We start from the raw sequence: 17,678 nt of genomic DNA on the forward strand, positions 1-17,678 counted from the left end.
TTGTAGGTCTATTTATCTACTATTAGCGACTCTGTAGTATGAAATAAAATACATCTTGCTCTGTCTGCCATATCGCGGCAAGTCACACATTACTCAAGGCTGGATCATGAAAACTAAAATAAATACGGGAGCGAGTGTAAATAAAATTCCACTCGTCTTGACTGCTTGCCTTACAGCCGCTGTTATTCCTTTGAGTATCGCGGGACCCGCCGTTGTTGTGCCATCGATCAATCAAGCGCTTGGGGGCAGTGCTATAGAACTCAGTTGGGTGATTAACGCCTACATTCTTACCTACGGTAGTGCAACAATGGCGGCGGGTAGCCTGGCCGATATTCACGGACGTAAGAAACTCTGGTTATTAGGTTTATTGCTCTTTGCTGTTGTTACTGCGGCAATACCTTATATGCCGTCCGTTTTTTGGGTTGATATTTTACGGCTTATACAAGGATTAGGGGCTGCTGCTGCCTTTGCGGGTTCAATGGCAGCATTGACTCAGGAATTTGAAGGTCATCAACGTACACGTATTTTTAGCCTGATTGGTACAACATTCGGGGCTGGCGCTGCTTTTGGACCTTTTCTGGCGGGGCTGCTTATTGACACATTAGGGTGGCCGTGGGTTTTTTGGCTGCCCTCTCTGGTTGCATTGGCAGCAAGTATACTGGTCAGTATTTATGCCCGGGAAACTCGTGATCCCGACGCTGAGGGGCTAGATTGGCCCGGAGCGATAACATTTACTTTGTCTTTAGCTGTTTTCACTTATGGGATCATTCTGGCGCCTGAAAAAGGATGGGGAAACAGTATAGTGCTGACGACACTAATATGTGCCGTTATTGTTTTCATCGTATTTATTGTTATTGAGCGGCAACGTTCAAAACCCATGTTAGACCTTTCTTTATTCGCAAACGCCCGCTTCGTTGGGGTACAGCTTCTCGCAATTGCGCCGGCGTATGCTTATGTTGTATTGCTTGTCATACTGCCGGCCCGTTTTATTGGCGTAGAAGGGTACAGCGCATTAGAAGCTGGTCAGATGATGATTGCATTATCCGCACCTTTGCTAATAGTCCCCTTTATTGCTGGTCAATTGGCTCGCTGGATTAATGTCGGTGTACTTTCAGGACTGGGGCTTATCATCGCGGCTATTGGATTATTTTGGTTAGGTTATGGAATTTCTGGTGATACAACAGCCGAAAGATTATGGCCAATGTTAGTTATTGGGATCGGGATTGGTCTGCCTTGGGGGTTGATGGATGGTTTGGCTGTGAGCGTGGTACCTAAAGAGCGGGCAGGAATGGCGACAGGTATTTTCAATGCTGTCCGCCTGGCGGGAGACGGTATTGCATTGGCGGTGGTAGGCGCGGTTCTTTCTGCTCATATAGCTTCGGGTTTAAATACACAGGGTAGTGTTCCAACCGATATTCTATCTGAAATATCTACGCGGCTTGCAATGAGCGATTTACATAACGCTGTTGCGATTCACCCTTCATTAGATAAATCATTGCTTTATAAAGTATATGAAGAAGCATTTCGATATCAACTTATTGCGCTTGCAGTCGCGGCAGCCATTACCGCAATCTTAGTGTTTATTTTGTTGGGGAAAGTAAAATCCCACAGCGAAAGTAAATAAAAATAATAGATTCAAAGTAATGGCTTTTCTATTCACTAGTTATATTAATAATATAGATCACAGTTCTTCAGTAGCAGGAAAATGGATTGGTAATGAAACTCGAAGAGCTGACATTAATTACATAACTATTGATTATCTGTTAATTAGTGGAATTTTATTTCATTATCAGGAGAAATGTTACCATTATCTATTGTATTTATGAGCAGGATGTGGTTTTTTTACACATTTATTCATTTTAGAAAAATAATAAACAATGTATTCTGTGAAATATCACTATACTGATTCTTGAAGCTATGAAATAAAAAATTACAGGCTGGATATTTTATAGATGCGGAAAAAAAGAGGATATGATAATAATAACTTGATATTAATTAATAAAAATTACCAATTGAAAAACTATTCTTTATTTTTTAGGGGATTATGAATATGAACAAAAATATAATTAGCGTGCAAAAGGAAGCAGTTACTATCCCATCCGACAATTTTGAAACAGCCGAAATAGTTGCCAAGAGAACATATGTAAGATTAAACAATCCAAGTAAAAATAAAAGTTCTAAACGTGAAGCTTTAAATGGTCCGGTGATTTGGTTTGATACAGAAAAGCTGTCAGAACAAAGGCCAGATGACAGCATTTTCATCAGGGTAATAAATTCTTTTTATAGTGGTATAATTTTATATCCAAATAATTTCTCAACTTTCATTGATGCAATACCCAAAAGAATGCAAATAATTTTGAGGGTTAAAACATCTGAAGAGCTGATTAAATTCCGGGAAAGCGAACATTTCACTCTATTCAAATCTTTAGAGACAAATTCAAATAAATGTATCTGTTCTAATGATATTCTCACTTTGAGAAAACTTAAAGAAGAGTCTATTGCTACTTGCTATGAAAGCTATGTTGATGATCAAGAAAGTTTACTTAAGACAATCAATGAAGGCATAGAATTCAACTTTCTCTGGATTCTTTTTCGTGACCCAACCAATATTCCCCTCGAATTGGTCATTGCATCATTACAATCTACCGGGACTATTTTGTTAAAAGAAATCAGAGATCCCAACGATGTCGATGATGCAATTGTATCTTATGGTGTTATGGAATATGGCGCTGAAGGCGTTATATTTTCACCCAATACACATGATGTCATGAGCGACTTTATCGATCGTTTATCATATAACAGAAAAGAATCACTGCAACTACAAGTAGGAATAATTACAGAAAGCCGTCCTGTAGGTATGGGGTATCGAGCTTGCATTGATGCATCCACATTATTCAGTGAGGATGAAGGCATGCTGGTAGGCAGTACCTCACAAGGCGCTCTATTGTGCTGTCCAGAAGTATTTTTTCTGCCGTATATGGAATTGAGGCCATTTCGTATTAACGCTGGAGCGATACATTCCTATGTATATAACTTCGGTAACCGGACAGATTATATGAGTGAATTAAAAGCTGGCTCATCGGTAATGGCGGTTAATTCGAAGGGAGAAGTACGACATATTACTGTTGGTCGTGTAAAAATCGAGCAGAGACCGCTTCGGTTAATTGAAGCAGAGTTTGCGGGGAACAAACGAGTCAATGTTTTGATGCAAGATGATTGGCATGTGCGCATTTTCTCTAGTGAGGCGAAACCTTTGAATATCTCTGAACTTAAACTTGGAGATAAGGTACTCGGATATATCACAGAGCCTGGTCGTCATGTTGGTATAAAAATTAACGAATCAATCATCGAGAAATAGGTGACGATCATGGGGTATATTGGAAGAAAATTAAGAGAAAGTAGATTGTTATTTCCCAATTCAAATAAAGGCTTGATCGTGCCAATTGATCATGGATTAACGATGGGGCCGATCCCTGGTTTACAGAATATATATGCAGTTGAGCCGTGGATTAATAATAACTATGTTAGCGCTATTTTGGCACATAAAGGGGTATTAGAGAAGTTAATTTTACGTGGCGCTTTGCGCCCATCAATTGGTGTTATTCTCCATATTAATGGTATGCCGATTATATCAGCATCGCCGGACACCAAAATATTGGTGGCGAGTATAGAGGCTGCTCTTCAGCTTGGCGCGGACGCTGTTTCTATACAGATAAATTTTACGGGAAAAAATTTTGAGCATAATTTATCGATATTAGGAATGGTGACTGATATAGCACATGAAGCCGGGCTTCCGGTACTGACAATGTTATATGATAAAGTTATTTTCGAATCACCTGAAATAAAAATGGAAAGACTTCACCATTTAATCAGAATTGTCACTGAGCTTGGATCTGATGCAATAAAAATAGGATTTCCTGACTCGGAAACATCCATTATAGAAATTGTATCCCTTCATGGTTCTGATATTAAAATTTTCTTTGCTGGAGGAGAAAAAACTGCTGACAACATATTGATCGATAATACAAAAGTTGCTATTTCAGCTGGGGCTAGCGGATTATGTGTTGGCAGAAATGTTTTTCAAAATCTAAATCCGCAATCTCTGCTGAAAAATTTATATGAGTGCATAAACGCAGAGCTAATATCTTTGGCTTGATAAGAGCCTGTATATCATAGATCTCATCAGTTGAATGTTACTAAAAGGGTTTATTATGGAACTCGCTATCAACACTCAAAACGAGCCTAAACAAGAAACCGGTTATTTCTTATCACCGTTGTGGGAAGATATTTTTTCTAAAGAGTTATTGGAAGAACTTAATTCGAATATATTTCTGGTGGCTTGTCGTTCTGGGCAGGCCAACCAAAGCTTACTAAGAAAGTTTATGATTCAGCACCATTATTATTCACAATATTTTACCCGATATTTGTGTTCATTAATGGGAGGTTTAGCGGATCAAAAAGATTTTGTGTCACTTTCTCATAATTTGCTGGAAGAGCTAACAGGAACTGATGCTGCAAAGATATCTCATGCAGAGTTATATAAAAAGGCGATGGCGGCTATCAATGCTGTTCCTAAAAGTGACGCAATTCTTAAAAGTACTCAGCAACTGATTGACGCGATGTTTCGCCACTGCCGGAGTGATGATTCCCTAAGAGGGCTGGCGGCGTTGTGTTTAGGTGCTGAGGCAATTGTACCTTTGGTTTATGGTCCCATCTTAGATGCATTGCGATCAATAAAGGCTTCTGATGACGCATTATATTTTTTCAAAATCCATGTTGAGGAGGACGAAGATCATGCAATAGTGATGAGGAAAATTATTGATCGAATGATTGAAGAAAATCCTCACCGAAGGGCAGATGTTATTGCTGTTGGTGAAGAGATGGTGCGTTTTCGCATGGCAATGCTAAATGAGCTATATCAAAGTAATACCAGGGTAAATCTTAATGAATATAACGACACTATTATCTGAGCGTGATATAGACATTTTGCGTAATGATGACATGTTAGGCAGTGGTAATTTTCTTGACCGCTGTTTAGCGCTAAGTAATACCCCGGCGGTGGATTTTATTTTTACAGATAAACCCATAACCATTGCCGATGAACGCAATATTCAACAATTTAGTTTAAATACCCTGGCAAGTATTAGATGTGATCTTGCGGGTTGGTACTTGGCTAATGGAATTGAAACCGGAGATGTTGTCGCTGTTTGTATAGAAGATGGAATGGGGCCATTTTTGCATTACCTCGCGGTTACAAGTATTGGTGCGACAATCGCTTTAATTAATCCGGCGATACCACCGGATATTGGTATCCCTTACATCAAAGAGAATGGTTTTAATAAACTGGTAACAGATGAGTTTTCTTTTAGTCATAATTCACTGATCAAGAATTTACGGAATTCAGGAAATATATGTGCAATTCTGAATGTTGCAAATTTTAATACCGGGATTAAATACGATTTACCTTCTTGGTGGCCGTCTATTCCGATGGATACAACATTGCTAATGTTGAGCCATACCTCTGGTACGACAGGAATACCTAAAGCGGTAAAATTTGAACATCGTCAATTCTTTATGGGAAAACGCGCAAGACTTGGGCGTTTTGTCGAATCACCCGATGAGCGTTTGCTGACCGTTTTGCCGCAGTCACACTCCGCTGCGATTAGCCACCTTGAAACGGCTGTATTGCATGGCATCCCAACTTATGTACTCAGTAGCCAGGATGGTGAATCTGTACGGCAAGCGATAAGGGATTTTTCTCCTACAACGGTTGTTGCTTTTCCCAAAAGTTACGTTTCTTTGCTGGAACGCGGGGTATCGTATGGTGAATTTCCATCAATACGGCGATGGTTTAGCATGGGGGATGCCGCGCATCATAGTCACATTCGCCGTTTGCTGATGAGTTCTCCTGATGCACGTTATATCGATGCGTTTGGCAGTTCGGAGCTTGGCATGGCTTTGTTGCGAAGTGTCTCTACACTTGATCATATTGCGCCTCCCCGTGCTATTGGGCGTCCTGTGGATATAGTGACAGCCAAAATACTTGATATGGATTCTGGTGATGAAATGCCGGCAGGGAGTGTTGGATTACTCGCGGTATGTTCACCAACGATCACTTCTGGCTACTGGAAACAGAGTCAAAAGACCTCTGATGCCTGGCGCAATGGATATTTTCTGACCGGAGATGTCGGATATTGCAAAGACGGTGTTTTTTATCAAATTGATCGGGTGGTTGATGTTATTCATACCCCTGGTGGTTCTTTGTATACACTTCAACTTGAAGAAGCGATACAGACGATCGAAAGTATCTATGATGCAATAATTATTGGATTGGATTTATCTCATGCCAAGAATAGAGAAACGAAATTAGTCATATTAATTTTATTAAATGAGAAATTAACTTCGGATGTAAATATTATTGTAGAACAAGTTATTCAGCTAATGTTGGAAAAAATTGGAAGGAAATACTATATTAGAGAATATGCGATTATCGTTGTTAATAGCTTCGATCAAATCCCCACCGGCGCAACAGGTAAAGTTTTGAAGCGTAGATTAAAGGATATTCTCCCTAAAACTCTTGAGGAATATGAAAGAAATAAACAACTCCCCAATGGAATTTTAAAAATCGTTAACTACATATCGGCTAATTAGAATTTATTATAAAGAAGGTGAAGTATTGTGAGCAAAGTTTCTCATGAAGGTCCTGTTGTCGAAGCTATAAAACAAAAATTGATCCTTGCTGAATCTTCCGATGTCTCTGAGTTTGAATGTATGGGACGGTTATTTAACATTCATAAAAATGTGTTCCCACCCACTCATTTTCAGTCCACTGGTATATTCACTAAGAATATTCCCTATACTCAAAATACCTCTTTTTTGGAATTAGGTTGTGGTGCAGGAGTGACCGCTGTCACAGCGGCATTGGAGGGATGTTATCCGGTTGTTGCTTCTGACATTAGTGGGGAAGCAGTGGAAAATACCTTGTTTAATGTAATGCGTCATAATGTAAATAATTTCGTTTCTGTAAGACATGGCGATTTATTTGACACATTAGAAGAGGGAGAAAGTTTTGATGTCATTTTTTGGAATTCTAACTTTCTATTTGTTCCTGAAAATTACTCTTTTCAGGAGAAAATTTATCACGCATTTTATGATCCAGGGTATATAACACATAAACGTTTCCTTATGGAGGCAAAAAAATATATTAATCCACAGGGAAAGCTACTCATTGGGTTTAGCAGCCAGGGAAATGAGGCGGCGTTTAGTGAATTACTTATGGAATATGATTATAACTATCTTGTTTTATATGAAGAAAGAGGAAAGGGCGAAAATTCACAGATATACAAAATTTTCCAACTGGTATCTTTAATCTAAAATATTTATTTTTATAAGTTATTATTAAGGAGAGTATATTTTGACTTCAGAAAATATTTCTGTATCGCAAGTTGCCATTGTTGGTGGTGGACCAGTTGGCCTGATGTTGGCTTTATTTCTGGATTTATATGGTATTCGTTCCGTTATTTTTAATTTGGATGAATTGACTCGGTTACACCCTAAAGGCAATACCCATAGTGCCCGCACTATGGAACATTATCGTCGTTTGGGTATATCTCAGTCTATTCGGGATTTAGGATTGCCGAAAGAGTTTCCTCTGGATATAGCCTATTTTACCAAGCTTAATGCATGGGAACTGGCACGCATCGATATGCCGTCGGAAATGGAAAAAATGTCCAGGACCCAAAATGCTGCTGCGACAGACCCCGTTCCAGAGCCGATACTACGTGTAAATCAAACCTATGTTGAAAAGTTTTTGCTACAACATGCAAGCAGTCGTCCAAATATCACAATAAGATATGGCTGGCGTGTTAGAGATTTTGTCCAATATAAAGATGAAGTAAAACTTTATGCGGAGCATATTGAGGGAAAACATTTTGATGAAGTTTGGCATGCAACCTATATGATCGGATGTGACGGTGGACAAAGTTTTGTTCGCTCCAAACTGGGGATTGCATATGAAGGAACGGTTGAAGCGAAGACAGGTTTTCTGACTGGCGGAATGATTTCCAGTTATATCCGTGTTCCTGGTATTTACCGGGGACTATTACAAGATAAAGCGGCCTGGATGTACAATATTATCTCACCTATGCTGAGAATGTTATTTATCAGTTTGGATGGTAAAGATGATTTTTTATTTGTGACTCAGAGTAAACTTGGACAGACTATTGATGATGCGGAATTAATTCGCATAGCGCAGGCAGGGATAGGTACAGATATGGAGGTATCAGTCCTTGGTAACTCGCTATGGAAAGGTGGAGTTGCTCTTGTCGCAGAACGGTTTTCTGACGGTCGGATATATTTGGCAGGTGACTCAGCGCATTTATTTGCTCCTACCGGTGGTTTCGGAATGAATACAGGAATCGACGATACGAGTAATTTAGCCTGGAAAATTGCCGCATCTATAAATGGCTGGGCTGGCGATAAGTTAATGGATTCTTATGAAAGCGAGCGTCGTCCAGTTGCAGTTAGAAATACATCTGCCGCCCGTTTTTTGACTCAGCGAGTATCTGCGTTATCTATACCTGAAAATCTGGAAGATGCAGACTCTGCTGGTGATTTGGCTCGCCAAAAATTAGGTGACGAGCTTAAGGTATTTCGCAGTCAATTTAGTTCGATCGGTGTTGAATTGGGTGCCCGATACGACAATTCTTCTCATATCATTAACAGTGCTCCAATACCGGATGATGACTTTCTGAATTATCAACCGAGTAATGTGCCGGGAGGACGATTGCCGCACTTGTGGATAACGCCTGTTCCAGGAGCAAGAATATCCCTGTTTGATATTTTAGGCACTGGATTTAGTTTGCTTCGAGTAGGAGAGCATCTTCCAGATGTATCCGAACTATTAGATCAGGCATATCAACGTAAAATTCCGATAAAGGTTATTGATCTTCCTGGTTACGACGCCTGGCAATTATATCAGGCAAGGCTCCTTTTAGTACGACCTGATCAATATATTGCCTGGAAAGGCGATAAGGTGCCTGACAACGCAGGTTCGATACTGGATAGAATTATGGGTCAGTAAGCGAAGATTTCCCAGAAATAGGGTAACTAATGCTAATTAAAGACGGAACACAATATTATGATTGAGACGGATGTTCTTATCGTAGGTAGCGGCCCTTCTGGCTCAGCAGCGGCCCTGTTTCTGAGTACCTACGGAATTAATACACTGGTCATCACGAAACATCGATGGCTGGCGAATACACCTCGCGCGCATATAACCAATCAGCGAACAATAGAAATATTATCGGAGTTTGGTGTTGGTGATGAGTTAATGGCGAGTTCTGTATTAAATGATGTGATGGGTAATAGTATATTTTGCGATACGTTGGCAGGGAAAGAAATTGCCAGAATAAAGTCATGGGGAGCGCACCCAGAACGTTTAAGTGATTATACAATAGCTAGCCCGTTTAGTATCTGTGATATACCACAAACTTATCTTGAGCCAATATTGATTGGTCGTGCGGTTAAAAACGGATCACACGTAAAATTTTCGTCAGAATACATAAAAGCGATACAAGATAAGCATGGTGTGACAGTGACTGTTTTTGATCGTTTAGAAAAACGCGAATATCAAATTCGTGCTAAATATCTCATCGGGGCTGACGGTGCCAAAAGCAAAGTTTGTTCTGACGCAAAATTGCCTATGAGAGGAGAGTTAGATCTTGCGGGTTGTATCAATATTTTCTTTGACGCTGATTTATCTGCTTTAGTTTCTCATCGGCCTGGCGCATTATTTCTCATTTTTAATAACGAGGCTATTTCTGGCGGAATTGGTGTTGGGGCATTAAGAATGGTACGCCCGTGGAAAGAGTGGTTGGGGGTGTGGAATTACGATATAGCTCAACCTCCACCGGTTATTACAGAGAACGATGCGGTCAATATTCTTAAGAAGCTCATCGGTAATTATGATGTGGATATCAATATTAAATCAATATCGACCTGGACAGTAAATAATATGTATGCTGAAGCGTATTCTAATCAGCGAATATTTTGTGTTGGCGATGCGGTTCATCGTCATCCGCCCAATAATGGTCTGGGATCAAATACATCTATTCAAGATTCTTATAATTTATGTTGGAAACTTGCCTATGTTCTTAAACAATATGCAGGGCCTGCTTTGTTAGAAACTTATAGTCAAGAGCGAGTTCCGATAGGTAAAGCCGTCGTTGCCAGGGCAATAAAGAGCATAAGTGAAAGTCAAGAACTGAGTCTTTCATTAGGGCTGGATAAGCCGGCAATATCTACCGCAGAATTTCTTTCCTTTGATGATGATATTGGTATAGCGAGAAGAGATCGATTTTATAAGGCACTCAGATTAAAGAATTATGAGCTTAATGGTCATGGAGTTGAATTAAACCAATTTTATGAATCGGTAGCTATTTTGCGAGGAGATATTGCTGACGAAGGGAAAAAAAGTGACGATCTGCATTTCATGTATCACTCGACATTTATACCTGGTGCTCGAATTCCACATGTTTGGTTAAGCCAAAAAGGAAAAATTATATCTTCAATTAATTTGGTTGGTCATGGACAATATTCATTATTTACCGGGATAAGTGGAAAAAAATGGATCACCGCAGTAGAAAAGTATAACGAAGAACATGTTTGTAAAATCAATGCTTATATTATTGGTCCTGGTGAGGATGTTGACGATATTTATGGTGACTTTTATGGTCGCTGTCATTTCGATGAAACCTCTTGTATTCTTGTCAGACCGGATGGGCATATAGCATGGTATTGTCAGGATAATAAAGAACATGAAAAACTTTTGGCAGAAACGATGATTAAAATACTTTTAAGATAAAATATCTTGAATGCCATTTTAAAACAGTTAAAGAATGCAAATTATAAAATAAGGCGTGATATTAGAGGTGATTATAATGAAAAAAACTTTCTTTTCATCTGGCGATTTCGGTAGAGTTCCAGGAGAGTTAATTGAAGATAAGCCGACTCAATTAATTCATGAAAACGTATTGAATTCTGAAATAAGTCAAGATGTGAATTTCTCAAATGAAAGGTGCCATAAGGTCGCTATGGTTAATTTACCCAGTAAAGTTCTCAGTATGACTCTGGGGGGATTACAACCTGGGCAATCCACGCGTAAACACAGGCATAGTTATGAAACCATAATATATATCGTCAATGGTGAGGGGTATTCACTCATTGGTGAACAACATGTTTCATGGAAAGCAGGTGATGCAATATATGTGCCTGTATGGGCATGGCATCAACATACAAATAGCAGTACCACTGATGAAGCATTCTATATTGCATGTGAGAATGCACCGATGTTGCAAAACCTGGGGCTGGCAGTTCGTGAGGAACTTTGAATTTAGCAGGATATACATCAATTAAGGCTATTTTTTAAGAGGAATGGCACTATTATGTTTAGATTATCGGGGAAATATACATTAATTACCGGAGGAACTACCGGTATTGGTTTTGAAACGGCAAAAAAATTTCATGCTGAAGGGGCTCATGTTGCAATTACTGGAAACAACCCGGAGACATTAAATTTTGCGCAGAGATTCTTTGGCAAGGATGTTTGGGTTATACCCAGTGACGCAGGATCTTTTGCAGCACAAACCATCTTAAGGGATACAATTAAAGCGCGTTGGCCACGAATTGACGCTCTTTTTCTTAATGCTGGAATTGTGACGAGTCATAAATTAGAAGAAGAAAGTGAGGAAAGTTTTGACCGTCTTATCTCTATTAATTTGAAGGGGCCATTTTTCCTCTTGCAATCTATGCTTCCTCTTCTTGCCAATCCATCTTCCGTCATTTTATGCGGTTCGGTCAGCGGTCATATTGGTAAAAGTGGTACAAGTGCGGTTTATTCTGCGAGTAAAGGCGCTTTATTGGCTTTGGGGCGTGCTTTGGCGGCGGAATTTTTAGATCGTCAGATTCGGGTTAATAGTATTAGTCCAGGTCCAATAATGACACCGGCATTTGACAAACTAGGTTTAGACAATACTCAACGTGTCTATCAGGAGGCCAGAGCCATGATCCCGGTTGGGCATCTGGGAACCCCGGCCGATGTTGCCGATGCGGCTGTTTTCCTTGCTTCAGATGAATCGAGATTTTTGTTGGGAACTGATATTACTGTTGATGGCGGTATGATTAATGTTTAGATAAATGTGATATGGGTTTTGTCGATTGTATTTAAAAACAGATAATTATCCAACCGGGGTAGAAAGCCTATTGGCAATATCCCGGTGATTTGTTTATGAACTATTATGATCGGGATTTTGGCTTAATTTGTTATATTTTATAATACTTTTCCTATATGGGTTCCTCACGTACTACGTGTACGCTCAGGTTTTGCGTGCTGCTTGGGCTCACCGTTCATTCACAAGAATAGCCGGCAATAATTATGATTATCAGGATAGTCTTTCAAATACTATCATTGATAAATAATTTTGCATCTATTTTAGTTGAAAAATATTTATATTAATAAATCTATTTTTTAATGTGTATCTTATATTGTTAAGTTTTTATGGTTTTATTATTTTTTATTTTAATATCAATATACTGTATAACTATTACTGTATTTTTCTTGTAATGTGTCCTTTGTCATGTTTTGTAAAAAATCCCTTTTTTACCATTGATAATTTGTAAGGTGAAAAATAATCTGTATATATGTTGATTAGGTGATTTTAATTTTATTTTTCAATTGAAATTTTTATTTTACGGATAGATTTACATTTTTGGTCGTGATTTATTTTAATTAAAAAGTAATTAATTTTATGGTTACACATAGTACAAAAATCAGCACTAATCCAATCTATGACCAGAGTGTGCGTTTTTAAGGATCTGCCTGGAATTTTTCCGGGATGAGAAAGAGATTAAATTCAACATCATCATGCCATTTATTGTCTTCTAATGGCTCGTTGCCGCTGTTTTTATATTTCTGGGCAGTGGCTTACCTTACATAACATTTGTGTTTGAAAGAGGCGACAATGAAGAAATTTAAATTGCGCACACTGGCGGCGCTAACGGCAACTGTTGGTCTTATGGGTTCTGCCTTTGCCAATAATACAGCGCAGCAATTGGTTGATTCACTGAGTCAATTGAAAGTTAATTATAAGGTTGTTGATAATCAGGCCGGTGATCATGGTGTTAATTGTGCGGTATCGGGGGCGGATTGGGCCACTTGTAATCGGGTCGATATTACTTTAACCAATGGTAATCAGGCCATTGACTCATCTGACTGGGCGATTTATTTCCACAGTATCCGCCAGGTTCTGAGTGTAGATAATGAGCAGTTCAAAATCACGCGTATCACGGGTGATTTACATAAATTGGAACCAACTGAGAAATTCATCGGTATTAAAGCGAATCAACAGGTAAAACTGCCTATTACCGGAGAGTACTGGCAGATTTACAGCACTGACTTTTTGCCGCGTTGGTATGCAACGTCAGGCGATGCGAAACCTAAAGTCCTTGTGAATACGGATACAGAAGATCTAAGCCAATTTTTATCTGCTTTCACTGGTGATCAATGGAAACGTACAACAACGGATAACAATATTCTGATGACGCCTGAAAATCGTTATGCAAAGAATTTGCAGGTTAAAAAAGTCGAGTCAGAAAAATTACGTGGGCAAATAATCCCGACACCAAAAGAAGTGCAGATTTATTCAGAGGATGCTGATTTATCTGGGGGTGTAAGACTGGAATTTGGCGGTTTGAATGACGAGGCGGTTATTCTTGTCAGAAAACGTTTTACCGATCAAGGCATTAAATTAGAGAATAGTGGCTATCTGGTTGCGACTCAGATTGTCTCTTCAGATTTTACTGGTGAGTGGCAGGTTAAAGGGGCTTACCGCCTGAATGTTACCCAGAATGGTGCTCAAATTGTTGCTTTTGACCAATCTGGTGTGTTTTACGGTCTTCAGTCTCTACTGTCATTGATTCCTGTCGATGGTAGCGGAAAGATTGCGACTCTGGCGGTAAAAGATGCTCCACGTTTTGAGTATCGTGGAACTATCTTGGATGTAGGGCGTAATTTCCACAGTAAACAGGCAGTCCTGCGCTTGCTTGACCAAATGGCAAGTTACAAGCTGAATAAATTCCATTTCCACCTGAGCGATGATGAAGGTTGGCGTTTGGAAATTCCTGGATTACCCGAACTGACGGAAGTTGGTAGCCAGCGTTGCCATGATTTGAGTGAAACCAAATGTTTGTTGCCGCAACTGGGATCTGGCCCTGATAACAACAATATGGGCAGTGGATTCTTCAGCCGTCAGGACTACATCGACATTCTGAAATATGCCAAAGCCCGCTATATTGACGTTATTCCTGAAATTGATATGCCGGCTCATGCTCGTGCCGCAGTAGTTTCTATGGAAGCCCGTTATAAGAAGTTGATGGATCAGGGTAATGTGAAAGGCGCGAATTTATATCGCTTGTTGGATCCAGCTGATACCACCAGAGCAACCTCTGTTCAGCTCTATGATCGTCGCAGTTATTTGAACCCGTGTATGGACTCTTCAAAACGATTTGTTGAGAAAGTCATTGGTGAAATTGCCGCTATGCATAAAGAGGCTGGCTTGCCATTGGAGACCTGGCATTTTGGTGGTGATGAAGCGAAGAATATTCGTTTGGGAGAAGGGTTCCAGGATAAAAATGGCCCTATAGTACCGGGTAAAGGCATTATTGATAAAAGTATAGAAGATAAGCCGTGGGCTAAGTCTCAGGCTTGCCAGAAGTTGGTAGAGCAGGGCGTGGTGAAAGATATTGAGCATCTTGCCAGTTACTTCGCAATTGAAGTGAGCAAAATTGTGAATGCTAATGGTATTGAGAAGATGCAGGCGTGGCAGGATGGACTGAAACATGCTGACAGCGCTAAAGATTTTGCGACCAAACGCGTTGGTGTGAATTTCTGGGATACTCTCTACTGGGGTGGCTTTGATTCAGTCAATGATTGGGCGAACAAGGGCTATGAAGTGGTTATATCCAATCCGGATTATGTTTATTTGGATATGCCATATGAAGTTCATCCGCAGGAACGTGGATATTATTGGGCAACCCGTTTTAATGACGAAGCCAAGATCTTTAGTTTTGCGCCAAATAATATGCCGCAAAACGCTGAAACATCCGTTGACCGTGATGGCAATGCATTCCGTGCGAAAAGTGATAAACCGTGGCCGGGCGCTTATGGGCTGTCAGGGCAAGCATGGAGTGAAACCGTCCGTACTGATGAGCAGATGGAATATATGATTTATCCTCGCTTATTACCGCTGGCAGAACGGGCATGGCACCGGGCTGGTTGGGAACAGGATTATGTTCCAGGCCAGGAGTATAAAGGAGGGGAAACGCATAAAGTTGATATTGATGCACTTCATCGTGATTGGACACGGTTCGCTAACCTGATAGGGCAACGTGAACTTGTCAAACTGGATAGGGCAGGGATTGCTTACCGTTTACCGGTACCTGGAGCTAAGGTAAAACGCGGTGTTCTGAAGGCTAATATTGCTTTGCCGGGGCTGATTATTCAGTACTCAACTGATGGCGGTAATAGCTGGAAGATTTATGACAATCACAAGCGCCCGAAGGTAAAAGGAAATGTGTTGATCCGCTCTGTTAGCCCGGATGGTCAACGTTACAGCCGGATCGATAATGTAAAGGCATGATTTTGTCTTATTAAGAAAGGAACCCTGATGGGTTCCTTTCTATAGATAAAAAATTATCGGCTCAGGAATGAATTACTTCTCGTCATGTGCACTACTGTCTTCGCGGCAATTACCTGCGGAGCAATGACCATATAAATAAAGACTGTGGTTTGAGAGTTTAATCCCATAACGTTCAGCGATATTCTTCTGGCGTTTTTCGATCTGTTTGTCACTGAATTCAATGACTTTACCGCAGTCTAGACAGATTAAATGGTCGTGGTGGTGCTGTTGAGTGAGTTCAAAAACCGATTTGCCACCTTCAAAATTATGACGGGTGACAATGCCGGCGTCATCAAACTGATTCAACACGCGGTAGACAGTAGCGAGGCCAATCTCTTCACCGTTATCAATCAGTTTCTTGTAGAGATCTTCCGCACTGACGTGGTGGTATTCAGGATCCTGTAACACTTCCAGTATTTTTAATCGAGGAAGTGTAACTTTAAGTCCAGCATCTTTTAATGCCTTATTGTTGTCGGTCATGCGGATTCAGTCCTGTAACTCAGTAAAGTGAACTTAGCGATACTTCAAAAAGTACCAGTTAGTTATCAGATTATGATTATAGGCATGGCTAGTGAAAATGAAAACCACGTTAACCTTAACTATCATTACACATTTTGCCAGAATAATCATTTGTAAAACGCAGGAATAACCTTACTATTTATAAGGTCTAGGTTATTTTTTTGCCATTCTTCATAATAAAAGAGCGGATATGAGCAGTGTGTTGACAAAAGCGATAGCTTTTGAACGCGATCCCACAGGGTGAGCAAAGCAAATGGCTACTCACCTACCGCGTATTCACTATTGATAAGAAATGGCCTGCACCAATATACGTCTATTGAGGTAAATTCCTATCCGGCAATAATTTCCGATAGACTCATCTCTTCGTAGATCTGTTTAGTCCAGGAATTAACCCGTTCTTCGGTTAATTCTGGTTGGCGATCTTCATCAATAGCCAGCCCGATGAAATGGTCATCATCAGCCAGACCTTTCGATTCTTCAAAGTGATAACCTGCTGTTGGCCAGTGACCAACAATAATTGCTCCATGAGGTTCAATAATGTCACGGATAGTGCCCATCGCATCACAGAAATATTCCGCGTAATCTTCCTGATCGCCGCAACCGAAAAGGGCAACCAGCTTCCCGTCAAAATCGATCTCTTCCAAAGTAGGGAAGAAATCATCCCAGTCACACTGAGCTTCTCCGTAGTACCAGGTAGGGATGCCGAGCAGCAGAATATCGAACTGTTCGATATCTTCTTTACTGCTCTTGGCAATATCATGGACTTCTGCAATGTCGGAACCCAGAATTTTCTGGATTTTTTTGGCAATATTTTCTGTGTTGCCGGTATCGCTGCCAAAGAATATACCTATAATTGCCATAAAATGATATAACCTCTTGTTTTATTTGTATATTTCTGTTTGAGATATACGTATAAAATGTCAAAATCAGCAGAAAAATTCTGATTGTATTAATAAAAAAACAAAATCCTATTCTGACCAAACAGCAAGGACAATTCTGTCAAATTTGTGTGATTTGGTACTTTCAATGCTATCAATCAGTGATGTCGCTTTCTGCTAACTGGGCCAGCAAAATTTGCTCAATGAGTTCACTGCGGCTGATATTGCGTTGTTGTGCAAGAAAGTTCAGCGCATCGACTGCGTCAGCATTTATTTTCAATTCCACACGACGCAGACCACGCACCTTATCACGGCGAAGCTGGTTACGTTTATTGACTCTGAGCTGTTCATCCCTGGAAAGTGGGTTGGTTTTTGGGCGCCCCGGTCTGCGTTCATTTGCGAACAAATCCAGAGTGGTGCGATCCATTTGTTCTTTTGCCATAAATTCAACTACTAAAGGGCGTATACCATAAAATATAGCACGCCATGATACCCCAGCTTCCCGTGTATCGCTACTGTCTGACAAAGATAAAAAGCCGTGTCACTG

General features: G+C 40.2%; 14 protein-coding genes. 11 read left to right on the forward strand and 3 right to left on the reverse strand.

The window, feature by feature from the left end:
* Positions 1-106: 106 nt before the first annotated feature.
* The 11 genes from PTE_RS21425 to PTE_RS21475 all read left to right on the forward strand — a co-directional run bounded on the left by PTE_RS21425 (position 107) and on the right by PTE_RS21475 (position 15,695).
* On the forward strand, positions 107-1,624 hold the full coding sequence (locus PTE_RS21425) for an MFS transporter (protein WP_036850519.1): 1,518 nt from the start codon (positions 107-109) through the stop codon (positions 1,622-1,624).
* A 426-nt stretch (positions 1,625-2,050) separates the two neighbouring features.
* Entirely contained in the window at positions 2,051-3,358 is a 1,308-nt protein-coding gene (locus PTE_RS21430; RefSeq protein ID WP_081738293.1) for a 3-dehydroquinate synthase II domain-containing protein, read from the forward strand.
* A gap of 9 nt (positions 3,359-3,367) precedes the next feature.
* Positions 3,368-4,156 carry a class I fructose-bisphosphate aldolase gene (locus PTE_RS21435; protein WP_036850522.1) on the forward strand — a complete coding sequence of 263 codons (789 nt, stop codon included), beginning with the start codon at positions 3,368-3,370 and terminating at the stop codon, positions 4,154-4,156.
* A gap of 55 nt (positions 4,157-4,211) precedes the next feature.
* Positions 4,212-4,970: an iron-containing redox enzyme family protein gene (locus PTE_RS21440; protein ID WP_051477505.1), complete on the forward strand. Its 759-nt coding sequence runs from the start codon at positions 4,212-4,214 to the stop codon at positions 4,968-4,970.
* Positions 4,945-6,651, forward strand: a complete 1,707-nt coding sequence (locus tag PTE_RS21445) for a class I adenylate-forming enzyme family protein (protein WP_051477506.1) — start codon at positions 4,945-4,947, stop codon at positions 6,649-6,651. The genes PTE_RS21440 and PTE_RS21445 overlap by 26 nt, the downstream gene beginning before the upstream one ends.
* A gap of 27 nt (positions 6,652-6,678) precedes the next feature.
* Entirely contained in the window at positions 6,679-7,374 is a 696-nt protein-coding gene (locus PTE_RS21450) for a methyltransferase domain-containing protein (protein WP_051477507.1), read from the forward strand.
* A 40-nt stretch (positions 7,375-7,414) separates the two neighbouring features.
* A complete protein-coding gene (locus PTE_RS21455) occupies positions 7,415-9,082 on the forward strand; it encodes an FAD-dependent oxidoreductase (RefSeq protein ID WP_152963602.1) in 1,668 nt (555 codons plus the stop codon).
* A 57-nt stretch (positions 9,083-9,139) separates the two neighbouring features.
* Positions 9,140-10,864: an FAD-dependent oxidoreductase gene (locus tag PTE_RS21460; protein WP_036850525.1), complete on the forward strand. Its 1,725-nt coding sequence runs from the start codon at positions 9,140-9,142 to the stop codon at positions 10,862-10,864.
* Between the two features lie 76 nt (positions 10,865-10,940).
* Positions 10,941-11,390 (forward strand): cupin domain-containing protein, encoded by a 450-nt coding sequence (locus PTE_RS21465; RefSeq protein WP_036850528.1) that lies wholly within the window; start codon positions 10,941-10,943, stop codon positions 11,388-11,390.
* A gap of 54 nt (positions 11,391-11,444) precedes the next feature.
* Positions 11,445-12,191, forward strand: coding sequence for an SDR family oxidoreductase (locus tag PTE_RS21470; protein WP_036850530.1), 747 nt, complete (start codon positions 11,445-11,447; stop codon positions 12,189-12,191).
* Positions 12,192-13,019: 828 nt separating this feature from the next.
* Positions 13,020-15,695 (forward strand): beta-N-acetylhexosaminidase, encoded by a 2,676-nt coding sequence (locus PTE_RS21475; RefSeq protein ID WP_036850531.1) that lies wholly within the window; start codon positions 13,020-13,022, stop codon positions 15,693-15,695.
* A gap of 72 nt (positions 15,696-15,767) precedes the next feature.
* Here the strand turns inward: PTE_RS21475 and fur are convergent, their stop codons facing one another.
* The 3 genes from fur to ybfE all read right to left on the reverse strand — a co-directional run bounded on the left by fur (position 15,768) and on the right by ybfE (position 17,573).
* Complete coding sequence (gene fur, locus PTE_RS21480) at positions 15,768-16,214, reverse strand: ferric iron uptake transcriptional regulator (RefSeq protein WP_021326440.1); 447 nt, start codon at positions 16,212-16,214, stop codon at positions 15,768-15,770.
* Between the two features lie 368 nt (positions 16,215-16,582).
* Positions 16,583-17,113 carry a flavodoxin FldA gene (gene fldA, locus PTE_RS21485; RefSeq protein ID WP_036850533.1) on the reverse strand — a complete coding sequence of 177 codons (531 nt, stop codon included), beginning with the start codon at positions 17,111-17,113 and terminating at the stop codon, positions 16,583-16,585.
* A 172-nt stretch (positions 17,114-17,285) separates the two neighbouring features.
* Entirely contained in the window at positions 17,286-17,573 is a 288-nt protein-coding gene (gene ybfE / locus PTE_RS21490; RefSeq protein ID WP_036851002.1) for a LexA regulated protein, read from the reverse strand.
* Between the last annotated feature and the right edge of the window lie 105 nt (positions 17,574-17,678).

Origin of the sequence: Photorhabdus khanii NC19, from assembly GCF_000517265.1 — a bacterium.
Taxonomy (GTDB): domain Bacteria; phylum Pseudomonadota; class Gammaproteobacteria; order Enterobacterales; family Enterobacteriaceae; genus Photorhabdus; species Photorhabdus khanii.

Bases quoted from the DNA above. Each gene is read 5' to 3' on its own strand.
- PTE_RS21465 (WP_036850528.1), top strand. From the start codon at position 10,941: ATGAAAAAAACTTTCTTTTCATCTGGCGATTTCGGTAGAGTTCCAGGA.
- PTE_RS21445 (WP_051477506.1), top strand. From the start codon at position 4,945: ATGAATATAACGACACTATTATCTGAGCGTGATATAGACATTTTGCGT.
- PTE_RS21470 (WP_036850530.1), top strand. From the start codon at position 11,445: ATGTTTAGATTATCGGGGAAATATACATTAATTACCGGAGGAACTACC.
- fldA (WP_036850533.1), bottom strand. From the start codon at position 17,113: ATGGCAATTATAGGTATATTCTTTGGCAGCGATACCGGCAACACAGAA.
- fur (WP_021326440.1), bottom strand. From the start codon at position 16,214: ATGACCGACAACAATAAGGCATTAAAAGATGCTGGACTTAAAGTTACA.
- PTE_RS21440 (WP_051477505.1), top strand. From the start codon at position 4,212: ATGGAACTCGCTATCAACACTCAAAACGAGCCTAAACAAGAAACCGGT.
- ybfE (WP_036851002.1), bottom strand. From the start codon at position 17,573: ATGGCAAAAGAACAAATGGATCGCACCACTCTGGATTTGTTCGCAAAT.
- PTE_RS21435 (WP_036850522.1), top strand. From the start codon at position 3,368: ATGGGGTATATTGGAAGAAAATTAAGAGAAAGTAGATTGTTATTTCCC.
- PTE_RS21460 (WP_036850525.1), top strand. From the start codon at position 9,140: ATGATTGAGACGGATGTTCTTATCGTAGGTAGCGGCCCTTCTGGCTCA.
- PTE_RS21425 (WP_036850519.1), top strand. From the start codon at position 107: ATGAAAACTAAAATAAATACGGGAGCGAGTGTAAATAAAATTCCACTC.
- PTE_RS21430 (WP_081738293.1), top strand. From the start codon at position 2,051: ATGAACAAAAATATAATTAGCGTGCAAAAGGAAGCAGTTACTATCCCA.
- PTE_RS21475 (WP_036850531.1), top strand. From the start codon at position 13,020: ATGAAGAAATTTAAATTGCGCACACTGGCGGCGCTAACGGCAACTGTT.